This window comes from Pseudomonas sp. PDM02 (assembly GCF_014852285.1).
GTDB classification, from domain to species: Bacteria; Pseudomonadota; Gammaproteobacteria; order Pseudomonadales; family Pseudomonadaceae; genus Aquipseudomonas; species Aquipseudomonas migulae.
This window is the reverse complement of sequence record NZ_JACVBL010000003.1, coordinates 384264-406137: the sequence shown is the minus strand read 5'-3', so window position 1 is coordinate 406137 and position 21874 is coordinate 384264. Positions and strand designations below refer to the sequence as shown.

General features: G+C 60.5%; 12 protein-coding genes. 2 read left to right on the top strand and 10 right to left on the bottom strand.

Features of this window, described 5'->3' with window-relative positions:
• The first annotated feature begins 14 nt into the window (after window positions 1–14).
• The gene (treS, locus tag IB245_RS08145; protein WP_192227261.1) at window positions 15–3356 is read left to right on the top strand and encodes a maltose alpha-D-glucosyltransferase; all 3342 of its coding nucleotides are present in this window, start codon (window positions 15–17) and stop codon (window positions 3354–3356) included.
• A gap of 2 nt (window positions 3357–3358) precedes the next feature.
• On the top strand, window positions 3359–5590 hold the full coding sequence (glgB, locus tag IB245_RS08140) for a 1,4-alpha-glucan branching protein GlgB (protein ID WP_192227260.1): 2232 nt from the start codon (window positions 3359–3361) through the stop codon (window positions 5588–5590).
• Here glgB and IB245_RS08135 read toward each other — a convergent pair whose 3' ends face one another.
• The 10 genes from IB245_RS08135 to treZ form a co-directional block, all read right to left on the bottom strand.
• A complete protein-coding gene (locus IB245_RS08135; protein WP_192227299.1) occupies window positions 5591–5839 on the bottom strand; it encodes a hypothetical protein in 249 nt (82 codons plus the stop codon).
• 26 nt (window positions 5840–5865) lie between these two features.
• Window positions 5866–8595 (bottom strand): RHS repeat domain-containing protein, encoded by a 2730-nt coding sequence (locus IB245_RS08130; RefSeq protein WP_192227259.1) that lies wholly within the window; start codon window positions 8593–8595, stop codon window positions 5866–5868.
• A gap of 139 nt (window positions 8596–8734) precedes the next feature.
• Complete coding sequence (locus tag IB245_RS08125; RefSeq protein WP_192227258.1) at window positions 8735–9802, bottom strand: autotransporter outer membrane beta-barrel domain-containing protein; 1068 nt, start codon at window positions 9800–9802, stop codon at window positions 8735–8737.
• 417 nt (window positions 9803–10219) lie between these two features.
• Window positions 10220–11020: an endonuclease/exonuclease/phosphatase family protein gene (locus IB245_RS08120; protein WP_008041048.1), complete on the bottom strand. Its 801-nt coding sequence runs from the start codon at window positions 11018–11020 to the stop codon at window positions 10220–10222.
• A gap of 537 nt (window positions 11021–11557) precedes the next feature.
• The gene (locus IB245_RS08115; protein ID WP_192227257.1) at window positions 11558–12316 is read right to left on the bottom strand and encodes a PIG-L deacetylase family protein; all 759 of its coding nucleotides are present in this window, start codon (window positions 12314–12316) and stop codon (window positions 11558–11560) included.
• Between the two features lie 215 nt (window positions 12317–12531).
• Window positions 12532–14691, bottom strand: coding sequence for a glycogen debranching protein GlgX (glgX, locus tag IB245_RS08110; RefSeq protein ID WP_192227256.1), 2160 nt, complete (start codon window positions 14689–14691; stop codon window positions 12532–12534).
• 198 nt (window positions 14692–14889) lie between these two features.
• Entirely contained in the window at window positions 14890–15216 is a 327-nt protein-coding gene (locus IB245_RS08105) for a DUF2934 domain-containing protein (protein ID WP_008038331.1), read from the bottom strand.
• Window positions 15217–15218: 2 nt separating this feature from the next.
• The gene (locus IB245_RS08100) at window positions 15219–17999 is read right to left on the bottom strand and encodes a malto-oligosyltrehalose synthase (RefSeq protein WP_192227255.1); all 2781 of its coding nucleotides are present in this window, start codon (window positions 17997–17999) and stop codon (window positions 15219–15221) included.
• Window positions 17996–20074 carry a 4-alpha-glucanotransferase gene (gene malQ, locus IB245_RS08095; RefSeq protein WP_192227254.1) on the bottom strand — a complete coding sequence of 693 codons (2079 nt, stop codon included), beginning with the start codon at window positions 20072–20074 and terminating at the stop codon, window positions 17996–17998. The genes IB245_RS08100 and malQ overlap by 4 nt, the downstream gene beginning before the upstream one ends.
• Window positions 20071–21867, bottom strand: a complete 1797-nt coding sequence (gene treZ, locus IB245_RS08090) for a malto-oligosyltrehalose trehalohydrolase (protein ID WP_192227253.1) — start codon at window positions 21865–21867, stop codon at window positions 20071–20073. The genes malQ and treZ overlap by 4 nt, the downstream gene beginning before the upstream one ends.
• Window positions 21868–21874: the final 7 nt, after the last annotated feature.

Genomic DNA, 21874 nt, shown 5'->3' with positions numbered 1-21874 from the left:
AACAGGAGTTTCAAATGGCGAAGAAACCCAAGGCAGCCACGTTTATCAAGGACCCGCTCTGGTACAAGGATGCGGTGATCTACCAGGTTCACGTTAAGTCTTTTTTCGACTCCAACAACGACGGAATCGGCGACTTTCCCGGCCTTATCGCCAAACTCGATTACATTGCCGACCTCGGCGTCAACACCATCTGGCTGTTGCCGTTTTACCCGTCGCCACGACGCGATGACGGTTACGACATTGCCGAATACCGCGGCGTGCACCCCGATTACGGCACCATGGCCGACGCAAAACGCTTTATCTCTGAAGCGCACAAACGCGGTTTGCGGGTGATTACCGAACTGGTCATCAATCACACTTCGGACCAGCACGCGTGGTTCCAGCGTGCGCGCAAAGCCAAGCCCGGCTCGGCCGCGCGGGACTTTTACGTCTGGTCCGATGACGATCAAAAATACGACGGCACCCGCATCATTTTTCTCGACACCGAGAAATCCAACTGGACCTGGGACCCGGTCGCCGGTCAGTACTTCTGGCACCGCTTCTATTCCCACCAGCCGGACCTGAACTTCGATAACCCGCAGGTCATGAAAGCTGTGCTCTCGGTGATGCGCTATTGGCTGGACATGGGCATCGACGGTTTGCGTCTGGATGCGATTCCGTACCTCATCGAGCGCGACGGCACCAACAACGAAAACCTGCCCGAGACCCACGATGTCCTCAAGCAGATCCGTGCCGAAATCGACGCCAATTATCCCGATCGCATGCTGCTGGCCGAGGCCAACCAATGGCCGGAAGACACCCAGCTCTACTTCGGTGAAACCGATAAAAAAGGCCTGAACGGCGACGAGTGCCACATGGCCTTTCACTTCCCCCTGATGCCGCGGATGTACATGGCGCTGGCCCAGGAAGACCGTTTCCCGATCACCGACATTCTGCGTCAGACCCCGGAAATCCCCGCCAACTGTCAGTGGGCGATTTTCCTGCGCAACCACGATGAGCTGACCCTGGAAATGGTCACCGACAAGGAGCGCGATTACCTGTGGAATTACTACGCCGCCGACCGTCGTGCGCGGATCAACCTGGGGATTCGCCGTCGCCTCGCGCCGCTGATGGAGCGTGATCGTCGTCGCGTGGAATTGCTCAATAGCCTGTTGCTGTCGATGCCCGGCACACCGACGCTGTATTACGGCGATGAAATCGGCATGGGCGACAACATCTACCTCGGCGACCGCGATGGCGTGCGCACGCCGATGCAATGGTCGATCGACCGTAACGGCGGGTTTTCTCGCGCCGACCCGGCGAGCCTGGTGCTGCCGCCGATCATGGACCCGCAATACGGCTACCTGTCGGTCAACGTCGAAACCCAGGCCGGCGACCCGCATTCGCTGCTGAACTGGACCCGCCGCATGCTCGCGGTGCGCAAGCAGTCCAAAGCCTTCGGTCGTGGCACCCTGAAAATGCTGTCGCCGAGCAACCGCCGGATTCTGGCCTACACCCGTGAATTCACCGGGGCCGACGGCAAGCACGAAATCATCCTGTGCGTAGCCAACGTGTCCCGCAGCGCGCAAGCGGCAGAGCTCGACCTGTCGGCCTACGTCGGCATGGTGCCGGTGGAGATGCTCGGCGGGAATGCGTTCCCGCCGATTGGGCAATTGAATTTCCTCCTGACCCTGGCACCGTACGGTTTCTATTGGTTCGTGCTGGCAGCTGAAAACCAGATGCCGAGCTGGCACGTCGAACCGGCGCAAAGCCTGCCGGACTTCACCACGCTGGTGCTGAAGAAACGCATGGAAGAACTGCTCGAAGCGCCGTCCCGTGGCACGCTGGAGCAGAGCATCTTGCCAAGCTGGTTGCAGAACCGGCGTTGGTTCGCCGGCAAGGACGCAGCCATCGACAAGGTCAACCTGGCCTACGGCGTGCGTTTCGGTGATGCGCAGCATCCGGTGCTGTTGAGTGAAATCGAAGTCACCAGTGGCGGCCAGACCAGTCGTTACCAGTTGCCGTTCGGCTTCATTGCGGACGATCAGGTCGGGCCGGCATTGCCGCAGCAACTGGCGTTGTCGCGCGTGCGACGCGGACCGCAGGTGGGTTTGATCACCGATGCCTTCAGCCTCGAACACTTCATCCGCGCCGTGCTGTCAGCCATGCAGGGCAACACGGTGTTGCCTTCCGATGGCGGCGAAATCCGTTTCGAGCCGACTGCCGCACTGGCCGGCCTGGGCCTGACGGCGGAATCGGAAGTGCGTTACCTGTCCGCCGAACAGTCCAACAGTTCGGTGGTGGTGGGCAAAACCATGGTGCTGAAGCTGATCCGCAAGATCGCCTCGGGCGTGCACCCGGAACTGGAAATGAGCGCGTACCTGACCAACGCAGGCTTTGCCAATATCTCGCCGCTGCTGGGTTCGGTGGTTCGCCGCGACGCCAAGGGCGAAGACAATCTGCTGATGATCGCCCAAGGCTATTTGAGCAATCAGGGCGATGCGTGGGAATGGACGCAGAACAACCTCGAACGGGCGCTGCGCGATGAACTGGCCGACGCCATGTCCGAGCAGGAGCAGCATTACAACGCTCTCGGCGAGTTGAAAGACTTCGCCGCAATGCTTGGTCAGCGCCTGGGTGAAATGCACCTGGTGCTGGCGGCGTCTACCGACGACCCGGACTTCGCCCCGCACGTCACCACGCAAAAAGACGCCCTGGCCTCGGCCAAGGATGTCGCGGCGCAACTGGAGCACGCGCTGAAGTTGCTCAAGCAGCATCAAAGCGAACTGAACCCGACGGACAAAACCCTGGTCAGCCGTTTACTGGACAACAAAAAAGCCATCCTCGGCCACGTCCAGGAGCTGGGTAAAAAAGCGGTCGGTGGTCTGCGGATTCGCGTCCACGGCGACTTGCACCTCGGGCAGGTGCTGGTGATCAAGGGTGATGCGTACCTGATCGATTTCGAAGGCGAACCGGCACGGCCACTGGCCGAACGTCGCGGCAAACACAGCCCCTACAAGGATGTCAGCGGCGTGTTGCGTTCCTTCGACTACGCTGCGGCGATGACGATCAACGTGCACAACGCCGATCACACCACCGATGTGCAGGCGGCCCGTCAGCGCGTTGCCGATCGCTATTTAAGTGAAGCGCGACAGGCATTTGTCGACGCTTATCGGCTGGCGGCAGCTAGTCTTGCTCATGCGTGGCAAGATCCGGAAGGCGAGGACGCCGCGCTGGCGTTGTTCGGTCTGGAGAAAGCGGCGTATGAGGTGGCCTATGAGGCAGAGAATCGGCCCACCTGGTTGCCCGTGCCGTTGCACGGTTTATATGGATTATTGAGTGGGCTTAAACCCTTTTCCGATCTTGGTGGAGAGTAGTCATGAGTTTCTCGAACAAGGAACAGGGTCACGCTAGAGAGGCGTTACTGCCCAGATCCCGGGACATCGATGCGCTGGTACGCGCAGAACATCACGACCCCTTTGCAATCCTCGGCCCCCATGGCGATGGTGCTGGCGGGCAATTCATACGGGCTTATCTGCCTGATGCGCTGAGCGTGCAGGTGCTGGCCAAGGACTCCGGCGAAGAACTCGGCAGCCTTGAAGCCACCCAGACGCCGGGGTTGTTTGTCGGGCATTTCGAGCATGCGCAGCCGTATGTGCTGCGCACCCGTTGGGCCGGCGGCGAACAGGTGTCCGAGGACCCTTACAGCTTCGGTCCGTTGCTCGGTGAAATGGACTTGTACCTGTTCGCCGAGGGCAATCACCGCGACTTGAGCAGTTGCCTCGGTGCGCAGCTGAAAAACGTCGACGGCGTCGACGGCGTGCGTTTCGCCGTGTGGGCACCCAACGCCAGACGGGTGTCAGTGGTCGGCGATTTCAATAACTGGGATGGCCGCCGGCACCCGATGCGCTCGCGTCACCCGACCGGTGTCTGGGAAGTGTTCATCCCGCGCATGCAGGCAGGCGAGGCTTACAAGTACGAGATCCTCGGTGCCCACGGCATTCTGCCGCTCAAGGCCGATCCGATGGCCCTGGCCACCGCGCTGCCCCCGGACACCGCATCGAAAGTCGCCTCACCCCTGAGCATCGAATGGCAGGATCACGCGTGGATGCAGGCACGCGTCGAGCGTTCACGCCCGAGCGCGCCGTTGTCGATCTACGAATTGCACGCCGGCTCCTGGCAGTGCGAACTGGACGATCTGGGCGAAGTCGCGCGCCAGTACACCTGGCACGAACTGGGTGAACGGTTGATCCCGTACGTCAAGGATCTGGGCTTCACCCACATCGAGCTGATGCCGATCATGGAACACCCGTTCGGCGGTTCGTGGGGCTATCAACTGCTCTCGCAATTCGCCCCGAGTGCGCGCTACGGTTCACCGGATGACTTCGCCGCGTTCGTCAACGCCTGTCACCTGGCCGACATCGGCGTCATCCTCGATTGGGTGCCGGCGCATTTTCCGACCGATGTCCACGGCCTGGCGCAATTCGACGGCACCGCGCTGTACGAATACGGCAACCCGCTGGAAGGTTTCCACCAGGATTGGGACACGCTGATCTACAACCTCGGCCGCACCGAAGTGCACGGCTACATGCTGGCGTCGGGGCTGCACTGGCTCAAGCATTTCCATGTCGATGGCCTGCGCGTCGACGCGGTGGCATCGATGCTGTATCGCGATTACTCGCGCAAGGCCGGCGAATGGGTGCCGAACCGTCACGGCGGGCGGGAGAACCTTGAAGCGATCGACTTCCTGCGCCACCTCAACGACGTGGTCAACCTCGAAGCCCCTGGCGCACTGGTGATCGCGGAAGAATCCACCGCGTGGCCAGGCGTGAGCCAGAGCACGCAACAGGGCGGCCTGGGTTTCGATTACAAATGGAACATGGGCTGGATGCACGATTCGCTGCATTACATCCAGCAGGATCCGGTGTACCGCGCACATCATCACAACGAACTGAGTTTCGGCCTGGTATACGCCTGGTCCGAGCGCTTCATCCTGCCGATCTCCCACGACGAAGTGGTCCACGGCAAACACTCGCTGATCGACAAAATGCCCGGCGACCGCTGGCAGAAATTCGCCAACCTGCGTGCGTACCTGAGCTTCATGTGGGCGCATCCGGGCAAGAAGCTGTTGTTCATGGGCTGCGAGTTTGGCCAGTGGCGCGAGTGGGATCATGATCAGCAGCTGGATTGGTACTTGCTGCAGTACCCGGAACACCAAGGTGTGAAGACTTTGGTCGGTGACCTGAATCGGCTGTACCGCGAAGAACCGGCGCTGCATGAGCAGGACGACGTGCCGCAAGGGTTCCAGTGGTTGATCGGCGATGACGCGATCAACAGCGTTTACGCGTTCCTGCGCTGGAGCAAGGATGGGCGGCCGGTGCTGGTTGTGGCCAACTTTACGCCGGTACCGCGCCAGGCCTATCGCATTGGCGTGCCGTTTGCGGGACGCTGGACAGAGGTGATCAACAGCGATGCGGCGACGTATGCCGGGTCGAATTACGGGAACAGCGGCGGGGCGTCTACCGAGGAAGAGGCGAGCCATGGGCAGGCGCTTTCGCTGGTGCTGAATTTGCCGCCGTTGGCGGTGTTGATGTTGCGGCCGGAGGGGTGATCAGGGAACGTTGATAGTGGGCAGGGTGAGGCCGCCGGAGGTGGTTTTGGCCTCACAACCTGTGGCTTCGATCAACTGATAAAGCGTGTCGTAGCAGTAGGTCTTGACCGGCTCGATACGCTGTTTGGCTAAGTAGCGGATCGGTTGGCCACACAGGTTGCGCGCCGCAGACTCCATGCTGGCATCGGCATAGGTAAAGCGCTCCAGCGCGGGTTCGGCCACTTCCAGACCGCATTCGCGCACGGCCACCGGGCGCAGCAGTTCATCGTGCTGCGTCAGCGAATGGCCGCCGCGGCCGTCCTATCAGGTGACCTTCTTCGTGTTCGAATTCCATTGATATCGTCTGAGGTGGTATGCGGGTTGCGCTCATCAGCCTCGTGAGTAGTGAAACGATTTTGTTGCCTTGTACTCTCCATGCCAGTTGGGGGATAAGGATCATGGGCGCCAGTTTGAATTGGATGATCACCCTCAATTCTCAACAGGTTTTGATGAGTTCGAAAGGTTGAGTCGTTCCCTCGAAGCGTCGCTACAGGGTTTTCAGTATATGCATTTGGAACTGTCGATCTTTGAAAGCCTGGATATCCGATAGTGTGATTTATTGTATTCCTGCTTGAAGTGTCAGATCGCTGCGGACCTGGATGCGTGCCTTGAGCGCTACTCGGCCTGCTAGCTCTCGAAGAGTGGGAGGCGCTCGATCTATTGTTTTCCCAGAAGTTGTATACAGGTGCCTCCCAGGGTTTGTAATCTCCATCGGTAGTAGGCTTAAAGGTTAATGAAGACCTAAAAAGCTTATCTGCCATTTTAAAAGCATCAGGGCCAATCCTGTCTTTTTCGGTCTTTATTTCTGCGAGCAGTTTCAGGATTCGAGTCTTGAATTTTGTATAGTGTTTGGATTTTACTATTGAGTCTGTTTTCTTTATTTTCTCAAGAATTTTTTGAATCTGCTCATTGTTCTTAATAGAATCCAATACAAACTCTGACTCCTTGAAAAGTTCATTTTTGAACGCGGCTAGATCGTTGTCGTTAAATTTTTCCCCCTTATTTCCTAATACATCAATGTAAGCAATCGGGTTGTTGCTGAGCATTCGATAGAAATTGAGACCATCAATTGCCCACGCCGGGTCCGGGTTGATCCACCGTTGCAACCACGGCGCGTAATAGCGCAATCCATAGTAATAGAGCCCTGTCGCATCCCGTTCCTTGCCGGAATAACGCACGGTTTTGTACTTGGCCTCGGTCGCGTTTCGACCTGCCCAACACGCCGTGCCGCCATACGAGTAATACCATTCCTGGCTGATCAGGTTGGCATGCTGGTCCAGTTCCAATGCGCTGGATTTCAGTTGGTCGTTGAGGCTGTAACGCACCTGATCCTGAGTCATTTGATCGGGTGGTTCCGACACCCAGTGCAGCACCTGCACGCTGTTGCTGCCAGCGTTGGCGGTGATGACATGGAGGATTTCACCGGTGCCGCTGTGGCGGCGAATTTCCACGCCGGGCAGGTAATGTACTTCACGAAGTACAGTGCGCGCGCTGGTCCGGCTGGAATGCACTTTACGCACCCGTTGGCCGCCACCGTCGTAGAGGTAGCATTCGCAGTCGTCTTCTTTGTCCTCGCGCACGACCGGCCGCACTTCCCGCAACTGGTTACGCAAGTCCCAGGTCAGTGACTGGCCGACTAGAAGCTCTCGCAGATTGCCGTTGGCATCGAAGCCGTTGGCCAGTTCTTCCTCGGTCGGTGGCCGGTTATCGCGTTCGGGCAGGCAGCGGTTACTGTAACGTGCTCGGGTCAAGGTGCGGCCATGGGCTTGCGCTCCGACGTGTACCAGGTCCAGCAGGTTGCCGCCTGCGTCGTAATAAAAAGTTTGTGTGTAGTTGGCGATCTGGCTCGGGTCGGGCGGCAGGGCTTGAAAGTCGGGCAGGGCGGGGCCGCCGGATCCGGTTTTGGCCTCACAGCCCGTGGCTTCGATCAACTGATCAAGCGTGTCGTAGCGGTAGGTCTTGAGCGGCGCGATGCGCTGGTTGGCGAAGTAGCGGATTGGTTGCGCGGCATCCTCGATGCTCAGCACATTGCCCGCGGCGTCGTAGTGATATTTCAGGTCTTGCAGCGGTGTGCCATCGGCTTTGTGGGCGCTCAGTTCGGTCAGTCGGTCGTTGGCTTCGTCGTAACGGTGGCGAGTGATGACGCCGTTGCCGGCGGTTTCCGCTTCGATCTGGCCAGTGACGCTGTAGCGAATATCGTGGACCAGCAACTTCTCGACCTGTCCGTCGCCCGCCAGGGTCAGGCGGGTATCTTTCAGTTGGCCGGCGAGGGTGTAAGCAAAGGCTTGAACATTGCCGAAGGCGTCAATCTGGCTGAGCGGTTCGCCGCCGGGGGCAAAGGTGTAAGCCGTGGTCGCGCCGTCTCCCGGTTCGAGCAATGCATCCCGCCCGGCAACGTCGGCCGGCCAATCGGGCGCATCGGTGCCGGTCAAAAACTTCCGCGTGTGACTCAGCACATTGCCGGTGATATTCAGGTGACGAACATGCACGGTGCCGGCCGGGTCATCTTGACGGATCGGTTGGCCACACAGGTTGCGTGCCGCAGACTCCGCGCTGGCATCGGCATAGGTAAAGCGCTCCAGCGTGTGTTCGGCCACTTCCCGACCATATTCATGCACGGCCACCGGGCGCAGCAGTTCATCGTATTCAGTCAGCGAATGGCTGCCGCGGCCGTCCCAGTGTTCCAAAGGTTGCCCGGCGGCACCCTGCAAAAAAACGCGCCATCCGGCATCCACGCTGTCGGTCATCAATGCGCCACCTGACAGGCTCGCCACTTGGCTCAGGTTAAAAGGAGCCGATGCATCGGTGTGAGCCAGATCGAACAGATACGGATCACGACCGGCCGTCAATCGACCCACCGCATCGAAACCTTGTTGGGTCACCCGTGTGTCAACAGGATCGACCGCCTCTCGCCGATGAAACTGCACCGTTCTGAGCAACAGCCCACGCGCATCCGACACCACCATGGTCGGTGTGCCGGTATGCGCGTATGACGAAGCTCCGGTTGGCATCCCTGCTGGCCTTGATCAAAGTGAACTGCCCATCACAATGCACGACCATCATTCGCCTGCCTACTGTAAGAAGTAACAGGTGAATCAAGTATTTTCACCAACGCATCCGCACACCCAAACTGCCAATCAGCCCGTTCAAATCATTTTCATCCACGCTGCTGCTGTAATCCGCGCTGACATACAGGCTAACGGCGGGTGTCACTCTGGCCACCAGGCCCAAACCCACTTCGACCGTCGATGAATAGCGGCTGGTGCTGATCTTGTCGACTTGATCCAGGGTCACGGTATTGCCGGTGTACACCGTGTGCCACAAGTTGGTCCGCACATACGGTTCGACCCCGAGGCCGTTGATGTCGTAGCTACCTTTCAACCGAGCACCGACCCGGCCACTCCAGGATGTCAGGTCGCTGGAGGAAGCATTGCCGGAACCGGCGTACGGGGTGTCCAGGGTGATGCGCTGATTGATCAACTGCGCCTGGGGTTCGACCACCCAGTTGTCGCCCAGACCAATCGGAAAGCCGCCTTCCACCGAGAAGGTGACTGCGCTGCCTTCGGTGGCTTGTCGGGCTCCCTGTTCATTACGACTGAAGCCGTTGACCCGACCGCCACTGGCCGTCAAGTCGACGTGCCAGCCCTGTGGGCCGGTCAGGCTCCAGTAGGCGCCGAGGCTCTGGCCTTGCAGGTTGAGGGTGTCGGTGTTGGGGTCGGCAAGGGCGCGACTGGTCAGCAGGCCGTTGCTGTTGCCTTGAAACTGGCTCATCCCGCCGATCAGCCCGACCTGCTGGGTATGGCCGCTACCGCTTTGCAGGGTGAGGATCGCCGGGCCTTTGAATTCGTTGGCACCAGGAATGCTGAATCCCTGGGACAGATAATCGGTTTGTGCCTGACGCGACGCCTGTCCATAGAGCTGATCCCAGGCCGAGGGCGCAGCGTCTTCGATGGTCAGGTGTGAACTTCGCAGATCAAGGTTGGCGCTGAAGCGGCCGGGGTAGTTGGTAGCGAGCGAGGGCAAGGTGAGCACCGGGACCTCCTGGTCATACCAGGGGGTTGTTTCTTCCTCGGCAGGCGAGGCCTGCACTTCCATGGATGAACACAGCAAGAGTGAACTCGACACTGTGCAAAAAGTAACTTTGATCTCTTGTGGGGTGAATGAAGTTTTCATGGAGGTCTACCTTGCAGTCGCATGTGGTATCTCGCTCTGGCGTCTCTCCTACCCCTGATTGAGGGGCGACCGAATGGACTGGGGCAAGCCGCTGGCGGCCCGTTTTGACGGGTGTCTGGGGGTTGCTCCGGGTGATACTTCCGGGGGTAGTAACGTCAAGTCAAGAAGACCGATGGCGTCGCGTCAAGAAAATGAACGATAAGCGGTATGTCTAATTTAGCCGTTGCAACTGATTGTTTTTTGGCGCTTATCTAAGTTCTTGTTTGTACGAAAAATCATCGTGAAAGTATTGTTCCAGAGGCGTTTGAGCAGCCGACGGTCGGTAAGAAAGTCGATGTGAACGGCGAGATTCACGGGCGCATCCCTTAGAACATTACTGTCAATATCAATGATGCCTGACGGATCATGCCTGAAACACTAAAGACGCACTTCCACCGCCAACGGCAAATGATCCGACAGATGCGTCCACGGCTTGCTGCCCAATATCCGCGGCTCATGGCTGCTGGCATTGCGCAGATAGATCCGGTCCAGGCGCAGTAACGGAAACCGTGCGGGATAGGTTTTTGCCGGGCGACCATGGTGGCGCTCGAAGGCTTCGTGCAGGTAGTCGTGGCGGGCGAGGGCGGCGTTACCCTGTAGCTGCCAGTCGTTGAAGTCGCCGGCGATTATCACCGGTGCATCGTCGGGTAAAGACTCAAGCAGTTGGCAGAGTAACTGGAGCTGCAACTGACGATGACTTTCCAGCAGGCTCAGGTGTACGCAAATCGCGTGGACTTCGGCGTGGCCCGGTACGTCGAGCAGGCAATGCAACAGACCGCGGCGCTCGGGACCGGTGATCGAGACGTCGAGGTTGCGGTATTCGCGGATCGGGTATTTTGACAGCAGCGCGTTACCGTGGTGACCGTTGGGGTAGACCGCATTGCGGCCGTAGGCGAAATCGCTCCACATGCTGTCGGCCAGGAACTCGTATTGCGAGGTCTGCGGCCAGTTGTTGAGGCGGGAAGAATGGCGTTCGTGTTCACCGACGACTTCCTGCAGGAACACCAGATCGGCGGACGTACTGCGTACCGCTTCACGCAGTTCCGGGAGGATGAAGCGTCGGTTTAGCGCGGTGAAGCCCTTGTGGGTGTTGACCGTCAGCACTCTGAGTCGATTAATCGCCGGCGGCGTGTTCAATGGCGTCGATTCGACGGTCTGGCGCTTGGAATCACTGGTCACTTTGACTCCTCTGAATCAGGCTGGCTTATGTATGCGACTGATGCGGGGGCGGGCAGTTCAGTTTGAGCATTTGCAGGGGGCCGACTTGCCAGTGATGGCGTCTTCAAGATTAGCGCAAGGTTCGAGGGCCTCATCGCCAGCAAGCCGGCTCCTACAGGGGTGGGGTCAACTTCAAACCTGTGATCGACACAACCTTGTAGGAGCTGGCTTGCCGGCGATGGCGTCTTCAAGATTAGCGCAAGGTTCAAGTGCCTCATCGCCAGCAAGCCGGCTCCTACAGGGGCGGGGGCAAATTCAAACCTGCGATCGACACAACTTTGTAGGAACTGGCTTGCCGGCGATGGCGTCCGCAAGAATAGCGCAAGGTTCAAGGGCCTCATCGCCAGCAAGCTGGCTCCTACAGGGGCGGGGGCAAATTCAAACCTGTGATCGACACAACCTTGTAGGAGCCGGCTTGCTGGCGATGGGGCCCGCAATATTAGCGCAAGGTTCAAGGACCTCATCGCCGGCAAGCCGGCTCCTGCAGGGGGTGTTGGTTTAGACGAAGACGATTTCATAGGGCAACCGCATGCGTTCCAGCAGCACCCGGGGCAGCAGTGGGGCGATGCCGATGGCGGGTTCGCCGTCGAGCTGGCTGGCGTAGGCGTGGGTGGCGTGGCTTTTGCGCGCAACGGTCCAGGTGTCGAGGCGAACCTTGCGGGCGCGGTGCCACGGGATCAGTCCTCGATCACGCGAGGGCCAATGCCACGCCCAGACGGGTACTTCGTTGAACGCTGCACCGACCGAGGCGGCGGCTTTGGCACTGGCGCGGCCGACGACGTCGTGGTCGACATTGCCGTCCTCGCTCCAGGTGCTGAACACCACATCACCAGGCCGCAAGTACCGCGCGATGAATTGAGTCAACTGAAGTTCGCGCTCGGCCAGGGCGTTGTCGGTGAACCCTCCGCGAATCCACTTCAGGCTGTGCATCGGCAAACCGAGGCGGCGCAAGGCTTCGACGCTTTCCTGGGGACGAAACACGCTGAGGCGTTTCTCCGACCATTGCTGTGACCCCGGATGGCTGGCGCTGCCGTCGGTGATCGAGATCAATTGCAGGGGATGGCCCAGAGCGCTGAGTAATTGCAGCAGTCCGCCGCAGGTCACGACTTCATCGCCGGGATGCGGCGCGATCACCACGGCGCGGGCGCCGGGCGGGACCAGGGTCTGGGTGTTGATGACGGGAATGTTGTCGAGCTGAGGCGCGTTGTTCCAGATCTGTGCAGTAAGGCTGCTGTCGCTGATGGAAACGGATTTCATCGGGCTACGTCCTTGTTCTAATTAATAGCAATGTGCCGCTCTCCGAACCCTGGATTGCCGCGAGCAGAGTATTGCTCAAGTCACGCTATTCGTCGCGTCGATGTTCCCACTGGTGCATATTTTTCTCCGGGCTGTGCCAGGTCGCGCAATTTTCGCTGGAGTCGCTCCCGTATCCGGCCGCTGCATGGCCATGTAGAAACCCCCGTAGTTTCATTTCACTCTTCTTCCTCACGCTGCAATTCGAACAGCAGCAGCGAACGGCCGGTGACCGAATATTCGTGGCCGAACTCAAAGCGCTCCTGTCCGCGGATCGATGGCTGATTGGTGTCGACCATGCAGGTCCAGAACCTGCCATCCGGCACTTGCGGCAAGGTGAAGTTGACGATGTCGTGGTGCGCGTTGACCACCAGTAGCAAGGTGGCATCACCGCCCTTGCGGCGAATCCCGGTTTCCTGGGCTCGGCCATCGAGCAACATGCCGAGGCATTTTCCGTGGGATTCCTCCCATTGTTCGGTGCTCATCTCGCTGCCATCCGGCGCCAGCCAGGTGACGTCCTTGACACCGATGTCCTCGTTGTAATTGCCCACCAGAAAGCGACCGCGTCGCAGGATCGGGTAGGCCAGGCGCAACTTGATCAGGCGTTTGACGAACTTCAGCAACGCCTTGCCATCTTCGCTCAGGTCCCAATTGACCCAGCCGATTTCACTGTCCTGGCAATAGGCATTGTTGTTGCCGTCCTGGGTGCGGGCGAACTCGTCACCGGCCACCAGCATCGGCGTGCCCTGGGACAGCAGCAGGGTGGCGAAGAAGTTGCGCATCTGCCGCTGGCGGAGCGCGTTGATCTCCGGGTCGTCAGTCGGGCCTTCGACGCCGTGGTTCCAGGACAGGTTGTTGTTGCTGCCGTCCTGGTTGTTCTCGTCGTTGGCTTCGTTGTGTTTTTCGTTGTACGACACCAGGTCGTTGAGGGTGAAACCGTCGTGAGCGGTGACGAAGTTCACCGACGCGTAGGGCCGCCGACCACGCTGATTGAACATTTCACCGGAGGCAGTCATCCGACTGGCGAAGTCAGCGAGTTGGCCGTCGTCGCCTTTCCAGAACGCGCGCACGGTGTCGCGGAATTTGTCGTTCCATTCAACCCAGCCCGGTGGAAAGCGACCGACCTGATAGCCACCGGGACCAATGTCCCACGGCTCGGCAATCATTTTCACCTGGCGCAATACAGGGTCCTGGCGGCAGGCAACGAGAAAGCTGTGGCGTTCATCGAAACCGTCGTGGTAGCGCCCGAGAATGGTCGCCAGGTCGAAGCGAAAACCGTCCACGTGCATTTCCGACGCCCAGTAACGCAGGGAGTCGGTGACCATTTGCAGCACGCACGGGTGACTCAGGTCCAGGGTGTTGCCGGTGCCGGAATCGTTGATGTAGAAGCGCTTGTCGTCGGGCATCAAGCGGTAATACGAGGCGTTGTCGATGCCGCGCATCGACAGGGTGGGGCCCTGTTCGTTGCCCTCGGCGGTGTGGTTGTACACCACGTCGAGAATCACCTCCAGATTGGCTTCGTGCAGGTGCGCGACCATTTCCTTGAACTCGGCGATCTTGCCGCTGGCCAGGTAGCGCGGGTCCGGGGCGAAAAACGCGATGCTGTTGTAGCCCCAGTAATTGGTCATGCCTTTGTGCAACAAGTGCTGGTCATTCACGAACGCGTGAATCGGCAGCAATTCCACGGTCGATACGCCGAGCTTGCGGATGTGTTCCAGCATGTCATCGACCATCAACCCGGCGAAGGTGCCACGCACGCTCTCGGGGACAGACGGGTGACGCATGCTGAAGCCGCGCACGTGAGTTTCGTAAATGATCGTTTTGTCCCACGGCACGCTGACGCGGTGGTCGTGGCCCCAGGTGTGCGCCGGGTCGATCACCTTGCATTTCGGTACGAACGGAGCGCTGTCGCGTTCGTCAAAACTGAGGTCGGCGTCGGGGTGGCCGATGGTGTAGCCGAACAGCGCTTCGGACCACTTCAACTTGCCGACCAGTTGTTTGGCGTAGGGGTCGATCAACAGTTTGTTGTGATTGAAGCGATGCCCGTTGGCCGGGTCATACGGGCCATAAACACGGTAGCCGTAGATCAGCCCCGGATGAGCGTCGGGGAGGTAGCCGTGGTAGATCTCGTCGGTGTATTCCGGCAGTTCGATGCGCTCCAGTTCAACTTCGCCGGCGTCATCGAAGATGCACAGTTCAACCCTGGTCGCGTTGGCGGAGAACAAGGCGAAGTTGACCCCCAGACCATCCCAGGTGGCGCCTAGCGGGAAGGGCAGGCCTTCCCGGATTCGCGAAGCCTCGGCCTGAGGTTCTGGCGCGGCTTTTTTTGGACTGGTCATAGGTGCTCCTGCAATTGGGGGAATCCCCTGTAGGAGCGAGGCTGGCCCGCGAAGACGGCGTGTCAGGCGATTCGAATGTTGAATGACACACCGCCTTCGCGGGCAAGCCTCGCTCCTACAGGTTTATCGGGGGCGAACGTGCCCACGGTGGCGAGAGGTCGCTCGCCACAAGGTCAGTCAGGACAATGCCGGGAAGCGTCAGACCGCAGGCGGTTTACGCGCTGCGCGAGGTTTCTTCTCGGTGGATTTTTCCCCGGGCGGGATCACCTTGGCCGCAGCGGCCGGTTTCGCCTTGGCTTTGGTTTTCGGCTCGCCAGCCTTGCCGTTGGCGGTTTTGCTGACGGCAGGCTTGGTGCCTGCCGCTTTGCTGCCGGCCGCCTTGGGCGATTTGCTGGGGGCCAGGGCTTCGGCTTCTGCCAGTTTTCGAGCCATCTCCCAGTGCCGGGCTTCATGGCCCTCGGGTTTTCCTTCCGATTCCCAGATCTGATAGGCAAATTCGCGGATGCGTTTATCGTCGGTACTCATCGCTATGCTCCTGAACTGAACTCAAAGTTTTGGATAAAGAGATTGACCGGGAAATCCCCCAGCGCGGCGCCAATTATCAGCTCCTTGTGTTCTGTGACTGCGACGCTGGAAAAAAGTCCCTTCAGATTTTCGGCAGGGGTGGTAAACGGTAATTTGACTCGCGTATCGCCCCACTGCGGCGCGCCGACATGGGGTGTGGCACTGTTTTTCAGCAGGCCTGCACAGCGTATCGGGACGATCACGATGGCCTGCTTCTGGTTGTACGAGCGCGCAAATGCCAGCACCCGGTGTGCCTCGCAGCCGACCACTTCCAGCGCTTGATACGTCCCGCGTTGAAACAGCTCGGCCTGTTGGGCGCGCAGGCCTAATGTGCGCGCGATCAGGGTTTGTTTGATGCGTCCGTCACGCCAGTTGGCCAGCAGTTCCGGCAGTTCCGGCAGTTCTGGCGAACGTTGCATGGTGTGTTGGCGACTCGCGTAATCCACCGGGCGACGGTTGTCCGGATCGACCAGCGAGAAGTCCCAGTACTCGTTGCCTTGGTAAAGGTCCGCAATGCCCGGCACAGTCATGCGCAGCAAGGTTTGCGCCAATCCGTTGAGTGCGCCGGGGGCGGCGATGGACGTCACGGCTTTGCTCAGGGCTGCGCGCAGCAGCTCGGCTTCGGGGCTTAGCAGCAGACGTTCGATGAATGCCTGGGTCGCACGTTCATACGCATCGTTCGGCGCGCTCCAGCTGCTTTGCAGCTTGGCTTCACGCAAGGCTTTCTGCTGCCACTGCCAGAGACGTTTGACGTAATCCTCAAGCGCGGGCCGATCGTCGTCGCGCAGTTCCAGCGGCCAACTGCCGAGAATCGCCTGATACAGAATCAATTCATCGCCCGCCGACGGTATCTCATCGTCGACGCGCACCGGCCGGGCCAGTGTTTGCCAGAGCGGCACTTGCTCGGCGAACCACGCGCTGCGCTCGCTCAACACCGCCAGCCTGGCGCGGGTGTCTTCGCCGCGTTTGTGGTCGTGGGTCGCGGTGGTCAGCAGGTTGTCGGGGAATTCTTCGAGACGATTGAGGCACGCGGCATGGAAGTCAGCCACCGGTGCACTGAATTGTTCCGTGTTGAACCCCACGTCATTGCGCGACAGCAAAACCGCCGAGCGATAAAACGCGGTGTCCTCGACGGCCTTCGCCGCTGCCGGTGAAGTCAGTTGCTGAAAACGCACGCAGGCATGCTTGAGCATCTTGCGCGGGCGGCCCACCGGGCGTTTTCGCCAGGGTTCGCCGCCCAGCCATCGGGCCAGGCAATCGAGCACCGGCCAATCGGCTTCGCTGAGGTTTTGCCGCGCGCCGTCCATGGCTTGCTGAAAAAAACCATCGTCCTCAGCGGAACGCCCACAAGGGCTGATGTAGGTGCGATACACCGGGAAGTGCACGATCAGTTCCTGCAACGCCCGACGAATCGCGCCGAGGGTCAGGTCGCGGGTCATCACATCATCCCGGGCCACTTGCAGCAGCGCCTGGGCGACACTTTCGAAGTCGCCGGCAAGCGAACCGTTGAGAATTTGCTGGCGGGCCAGGTGTGCTTCCTGACGGAAATCGGCGGGCCGTTCGCTGTAGCGGTTCCACAATTCGCCGAGGGTTTTCTCACCAGCGGGATCATGTTGCAGCAAGGACACCTGGTTCATGAATTCATAACCGGTGGTGCCATCCACCGACCAGTCACGGTGCAGGGTTTCACCTTCACCGAGAATCTTCTCGACGTAGATCGGCAGGTGTCGGCCCGGCGTCAGGCTGTCGACCCGGCGTCGCAGTTTGCGGCAATAACCGCGTGGATCGGCGAGGCCATCGATGTGGTCGATGCGCAGGCCGTCGATCAGGCCCTCGGCGACCAGTTCGAAGATTTTTGCGTGAGTGGCTTCGAACACCGCCGGGCGCTCCACACGAAGACCGCCCAGTTCGTTGACATCGAAAAAGCGCCGCCAGTTGATGTCATCCGCCGCCGTGCGCCAACTGGCGAGGCGATAGCTTTGACGTTCCAGCAACTGGTGCAGGCGCTGGAAACCGTCCGGCGTGAGCGAATCGTAGGCTTGCAGGTTCTGCTCGATGACTTGAAGCAGGGCCGGGTCGCTGGCCAGTTCGCGCAGCTCGTCTTTCAACGGTTTGGCCAGGCGGTGGGCGTCGGTCTGGTAACTCAAGGTGCTGAAGCGGTCGGCCAGTGACTTGAATCGCTCGGTATCGTCTTTGAGCAATTCGCCGTAGTTCATCGGGCAAATCGGGAAGTGATGATCGTAGTGTTCGACGTAAAAAGCACCGTGCTGCGCATCGAAGCACAAGGGCAGGGTGCCGTCCTGCAACGCCACGCCATAGTCGCTGCCGAGGAATGGCAGCAAGAGCTGACCCTCCATCAACGGATCGGGCGAATGCCATTGGATGTCGAAAAATTCGCCGTACGGGCTCAACCGGCCCCATTCCAGCAAGTCCAGCCACCAGGGATTATCGCCGCCACCCACGGCCATGTGGTTGGAGACGATGTCGAGGATCAGCCCCATGTTCTGCTCACGCAACGCGCTGACCAAACGGCGCAACGCCGCTTCGCCGCCCAGTTCCGGGTTGACCGTGGTGGGGTCCACCACGTCATAGCCGTGCATGGAACCTGCGCGTGCGCTCAGCAGCGGCGAGGCGTAGACATGACTGATGCCGAGGTACGAGAAATAGGGCACCAGCGGCACCGCATCGTCCAGCGTGAAGCCTTTATGAAACTGCAAACGCAGGGTCGCGCGTGGTTGATTCATCGGTCACGCTCGGCCGCCTGAAGCCGCGCGCAGGCAAGCAATTCCAGGCGTCGGGCAGCGTCCAGGTCATCGAGCAAGGCTTCGCTGGCACCGGGCAAGCGGCGCGACCAATTCGGATGGGTGTCGATGGTGCCGGGCAGGTTGGCCTGCTGTTCGATGCCCAGGGCATCCTCCAGCGGCAGCAACACCAGCGGCGCGCGGGTATGGCCGAGGAAGCGAATGGCTGCGTCGAGTATCTGATCGGTCTCATGGGACTCTTCGCGGAAGTTCTGCGGGTCCTGGCTCAACGCCCGGCGCAGGCCTTCACGCTCGCGTTCGCGGTGACGGCGCCACTCGATTTCACCCGTGGCGTCGACCAGGCCCAATCGGGCATTCCAGTCGATATCGTGGCCATGCCACCAGCCGTTGAGCGTCGGTAAATCGTGGGTGCTGGTGGTGGCCAGTGCGTTGTCCGGCCAGTCGAGGATCGGCTTGAAGTGTGTGTTGTCCTGCTCGAACAGCAACACGCGCATGCCGAGAATCGAACGGGCGATGAGTTTTTCCCGCAGGCCGTCTTCCACTGTCCCGAGATCTTCGCCGAGAACGATGGCTTGATGCCGATGGGATTCCAGGGTCAGCAGGCGCAGCAGATCGTCCACCGGGTAATAAAGATAAGCGCCATCGGCGGGTGATGCGCCGTTGGGGATCACCCACAGCCGTTGCAATCCCATGACGTGATCGATGCGCAGGCCGCCGGCATGGGCGAAGTTGGCCCGGAGCATTTCGATGAACGCACGAAATCCGTGACGCACCAGGCCTTCGGGCGAGAACGCGGAAATACCCCAGCCCTGCCCGGTGCGATTGAGAATGTCCGGCGGTGCACCCACCGTCAGCGAGGCGAGCAATTCGTCCTGGCGACTCCAGGCCTGGCTGCCGCCGCCGTCGGCACCGACCGCGAGGTCAGCGATCAGGCCAATGCTCATGCCGCTACTGCGCGCAGCGGTTTGTGCGCGCTCCAGGCAACGGGTAATCAACCACTGGCAGAAGGCGAAGAAGCCGATGCGCCCGGCATTCTCTTCGGCAAATTCAGCCAGCGCAGCACTGCGCGGGTCGCGCCATTGCTCGGGCCACTCGCGCCAGTCGAGGTTTTCACCTTTGGCGGCACGGGCCTCCTGAATGGCTTCGAAACGACAGTGGTTCTCCAGCGCTTCGCCGGCCGCGTGGCGGAAACTGCTGAAATCGGCGTGCAACGGGTGTTCGCCCTGGACAAAACCTTCGTACAACGCCTGCAACAGACGGTGCTTGGCGTCGGCCGCCACTGGCCAGTCAACCAGCGGCTGTTGTTCCAGATGCTTGAGCTCGGCGGCGAGCCCGGTGGCGTCAATCGCCGTGCGCATCGCTCGGTCGCCAAGGACCGCGCCGGGCGCCGCGTACAGGCTGTTGAGGAACAGGCGGCTGGACGGCGAATAAGGGCTATAGCGTTGGGTGTCGCTGCTGAACATCGCGTGCAACGGACTGATCGCCAGCGCTTCGGCGCCACGCTCACCGGCGACGCGGGCCAGATCTTCCAGCGCCTGGGTGTCGCCAAAACCGCCATCGCCGGGACGGCGCAGCGAGTACAGCTGCACGCTCAGCCCCCAGGCGCGAGGGATCGGGCTGTCGACCGCATCGCCGACGCTGTAGCAGCGTGCCGGCGCCACGGCCAGCGTAAAGGATTGGCCGTCGATCGTGACGTGCTGATAACCGACAGGGATCAGGCCGGGCAACATCGCTTGGGCATCCAGTTTCAGGTTGAGCCGCGACCCGTCCTCAAGGTGGATCTCGCAGGGTGTCTGCGGCTCGAAATAATGCGCGAGGCTGAGGCCCACGCCAACGTCCGCGGTCAGCAGCGGCGGCAGATGCCGGGTTTGTTGCACTTGCTGCAATTCTTGCAGGCTGGCATCGATCTCCTGGGCGCTGCCGGCCGGATGGCCGAGCCCGGTCAGGACATTGCGTAACACCGATGGCGCGACTTTTTGTGGGCGGCCGTTGGCATCGATCCAGTCGACGGCCAGGCCAGCGCGGCTGGCCAGTATTTCCAATTGCGCATCGCTCATGGGCGCTCTCCATCCGGGGGTAGCAAAGGGGCTGCGGTCGTGAGGCTGACTAACGCGCAATACGGGGCAAGGGTGCCCTGATTCAGCAGGTCGGCGGACTTCGGCGGGTATTCGAACAACAACGAAGTGCCGGCCTGTGGGGAGTGGACCACCGGCTTGTCGCTGAGGTTCAGGTCAATGCGCAGCAGGCTGCCATCGCCCAGTTGCCAGCGCGCGCTCACCGCGCCTGGCGCCAGTGCCTCGGCACCCAACGGGTGTGCACCGGGCAGGCGCGCGATGATCTGCTCGTGGCGGATTATCAGCAGTTGGCGATACAGCGCGTAAATGGCCGATTGCCCGCTCGCCGTCAGATTCGGCCGTGAGTCTTCGAAGGTCTGCTGCGCGTTCGGGTCGGGAATCTGTTCACGCCTGGCCGGATCGGAAAATGCATCGAACGCGCAAAATTCGTTACGCCGACCTTCGCGAACAAGTTCCGCCAGTTCGCCGTGATGGCTGGTGAAAAACAGGAACGGTTGCTCGACGGCAAACTCGTCGCCCATGAACATCAGCGGGATCATCGGCGATAACAGCAACAACGCCGTCGCGGCTTTCAAGGCGTCGGGGTGGGCGAGTTGGTGCAGCCGTTCACCGAATGCGCGATTGCCGATCTGGTCATGGTTCTGCAAGAACAGCACGAACGCCGTGGGCGGCAAATGACCGCTGGGCTCGCCGCGGGCTTCGCCGTGGCGGTTGGTGTGGCCCTGGAACACGAAGCCCTGGCTCAGGCAGCGCGCCAACTGTTCGGTAGGGTTGTCGGCATAGTCGGCGTAATAGGCCTCGGTTTCACCGGTCAGCAGCACGTGCAAGGCGTTGTGGCCGTCGTCGTTCCACTGCGCGTCGTAACCTTCCTGCAGCAGGCTGGCCTGGTTGTGTTCGTTTTCGACCGTCAGCCACACGTGGCGCGCCGGGTCGATTTGCTGCCGGATGCGTTGCGCCAGTTCCTGTAGAAAGTCCGGGCTCTTGATCGCGTGCACCGCGTCGAAGCGCAAACCGTCAAAGCGGTATTCCAGCAACCACATCAACGCATTGTCGATAAAGAAGTCGCGCACCTCGCGTCGCCGGAAGTCGATGGCCGCGCCCCAAGGCGTGTGCTTGTCTTCATTGAAGAAGGCCTTGGCGTAGCGATGCAGGTAATTGCCGTCCGGGCCGAAGTGGTTGTAGACCACATCGAGCATCACAGCCAGACCATGGCCGTGGGCGCTGTCGATCAGGTGCTTGAGTTGCTCGGGCGTGCCATAGGAGGCCTGGGGCGCGTAGGGCAGAACCCCGTCGTAGCCCCAATTGCGATCACCGGGGAACTGCGCCAGCGGCATCAGTTCGATGGCGGTAACGCCCAGTCCGGCAAGCCGCGCCAGGTGCTGCTCGACCTCGACAAAACCGCCAAGCGCACCGACGTGCAACTCGTAGATCACCGCCTCGTTCCAGGGCCGCCCCAGCCAGTCGCGGTGTCGCCACGTGTAGGCGAGGGGATCGACCACCACGCTGTGCCGGTGAATGTCACCGGCCTGAGCGCGGGAGGCCGGGTCGGGCACCTCGAGTTCGCCATCAATGTTGTAGCGGTAACGCGTGCCCGCAGGACAGCGCGTCTTGATCACGAACCAGCCATCGGCCTGAGGCAGCAACGGCAAGGACTGTCCATCTTCCAGTTCGACACTGACAAAAAACGCATCCGGCGCCCACAAGGCAAAACGCGTGTGCTCTGCGTCCAGCATGATTGCGCCGTGGGGCCAGGTCTCAAGGGTCCGTAACGGCATCGTTGAA

Coding starts and splice junctions, on each gene's coding strand:
- treS (WP_192227261.1), top strand. CDS start 15: ATGGCGAAGAAACCCAAGGCAGCCACGTTTATCAAGGACCCGCTCTGG.
- glgB (WP_192227260.1), top strand. CDS start 3,359: ATGAGTTTCTCGAACAAGGAACAGGGTCACGCTAGAGAGGCGTTACTG.
- IB245_RS08130 (WP_192227259.1), bottom strand. CDS start 8,595: ATGGTGGTGTCGGATGCGCGTGGGCTGTTGCTCAGAACGGTGCAGTTT.
- IB245_RS08125 (WP_192227258.1), bottom strand. CDS start 9,802: ATGAAAACTTCATTCACCCCACAAGAGATCAAAGTTACTTTTTGCACA.
- IB245_RS08115 (WP_192227257.1), bottom strand. CDS start 12,316: ATGAAATCCGTTTCCATCAGCGACAGCAGCCTTACTGCACAGATCTGG.
- glgX (WP_192227256.1), bottom strand. CDS start 14,691: ATGACCAGTCCAAAAAAAGCCGCGCCAGAACCTCAGGCCGAGGCTTCG.
- IB245_RS08105 (WP_008038331.1), bottom strand. CDS start 15,216: ATGAGTACCGACGATAAACGCATCCGCGAATTTGCCTATCAGATCTGG.
- IB245_RS08100 (WP_192227255.1), bottom strand. CDS start 17,999: ATGAATCAACCACGCGCGACCCTGCGTTTGCAGTTTCATAAAGGCTTC.
- malQ (WP_192227254.1), bottom strand. CDS start 20,074: ATGAGCGATGCGCAATTGGAAATACTGGCCAGCCGCGCTGGCCTGGCC.
- treZ (WP_192227253.1), bottom strand. CDS start 21,867: ATGCCGTTACGGACCCTTGAGACCTGGCCCCACGGCGCAATCATGCTG.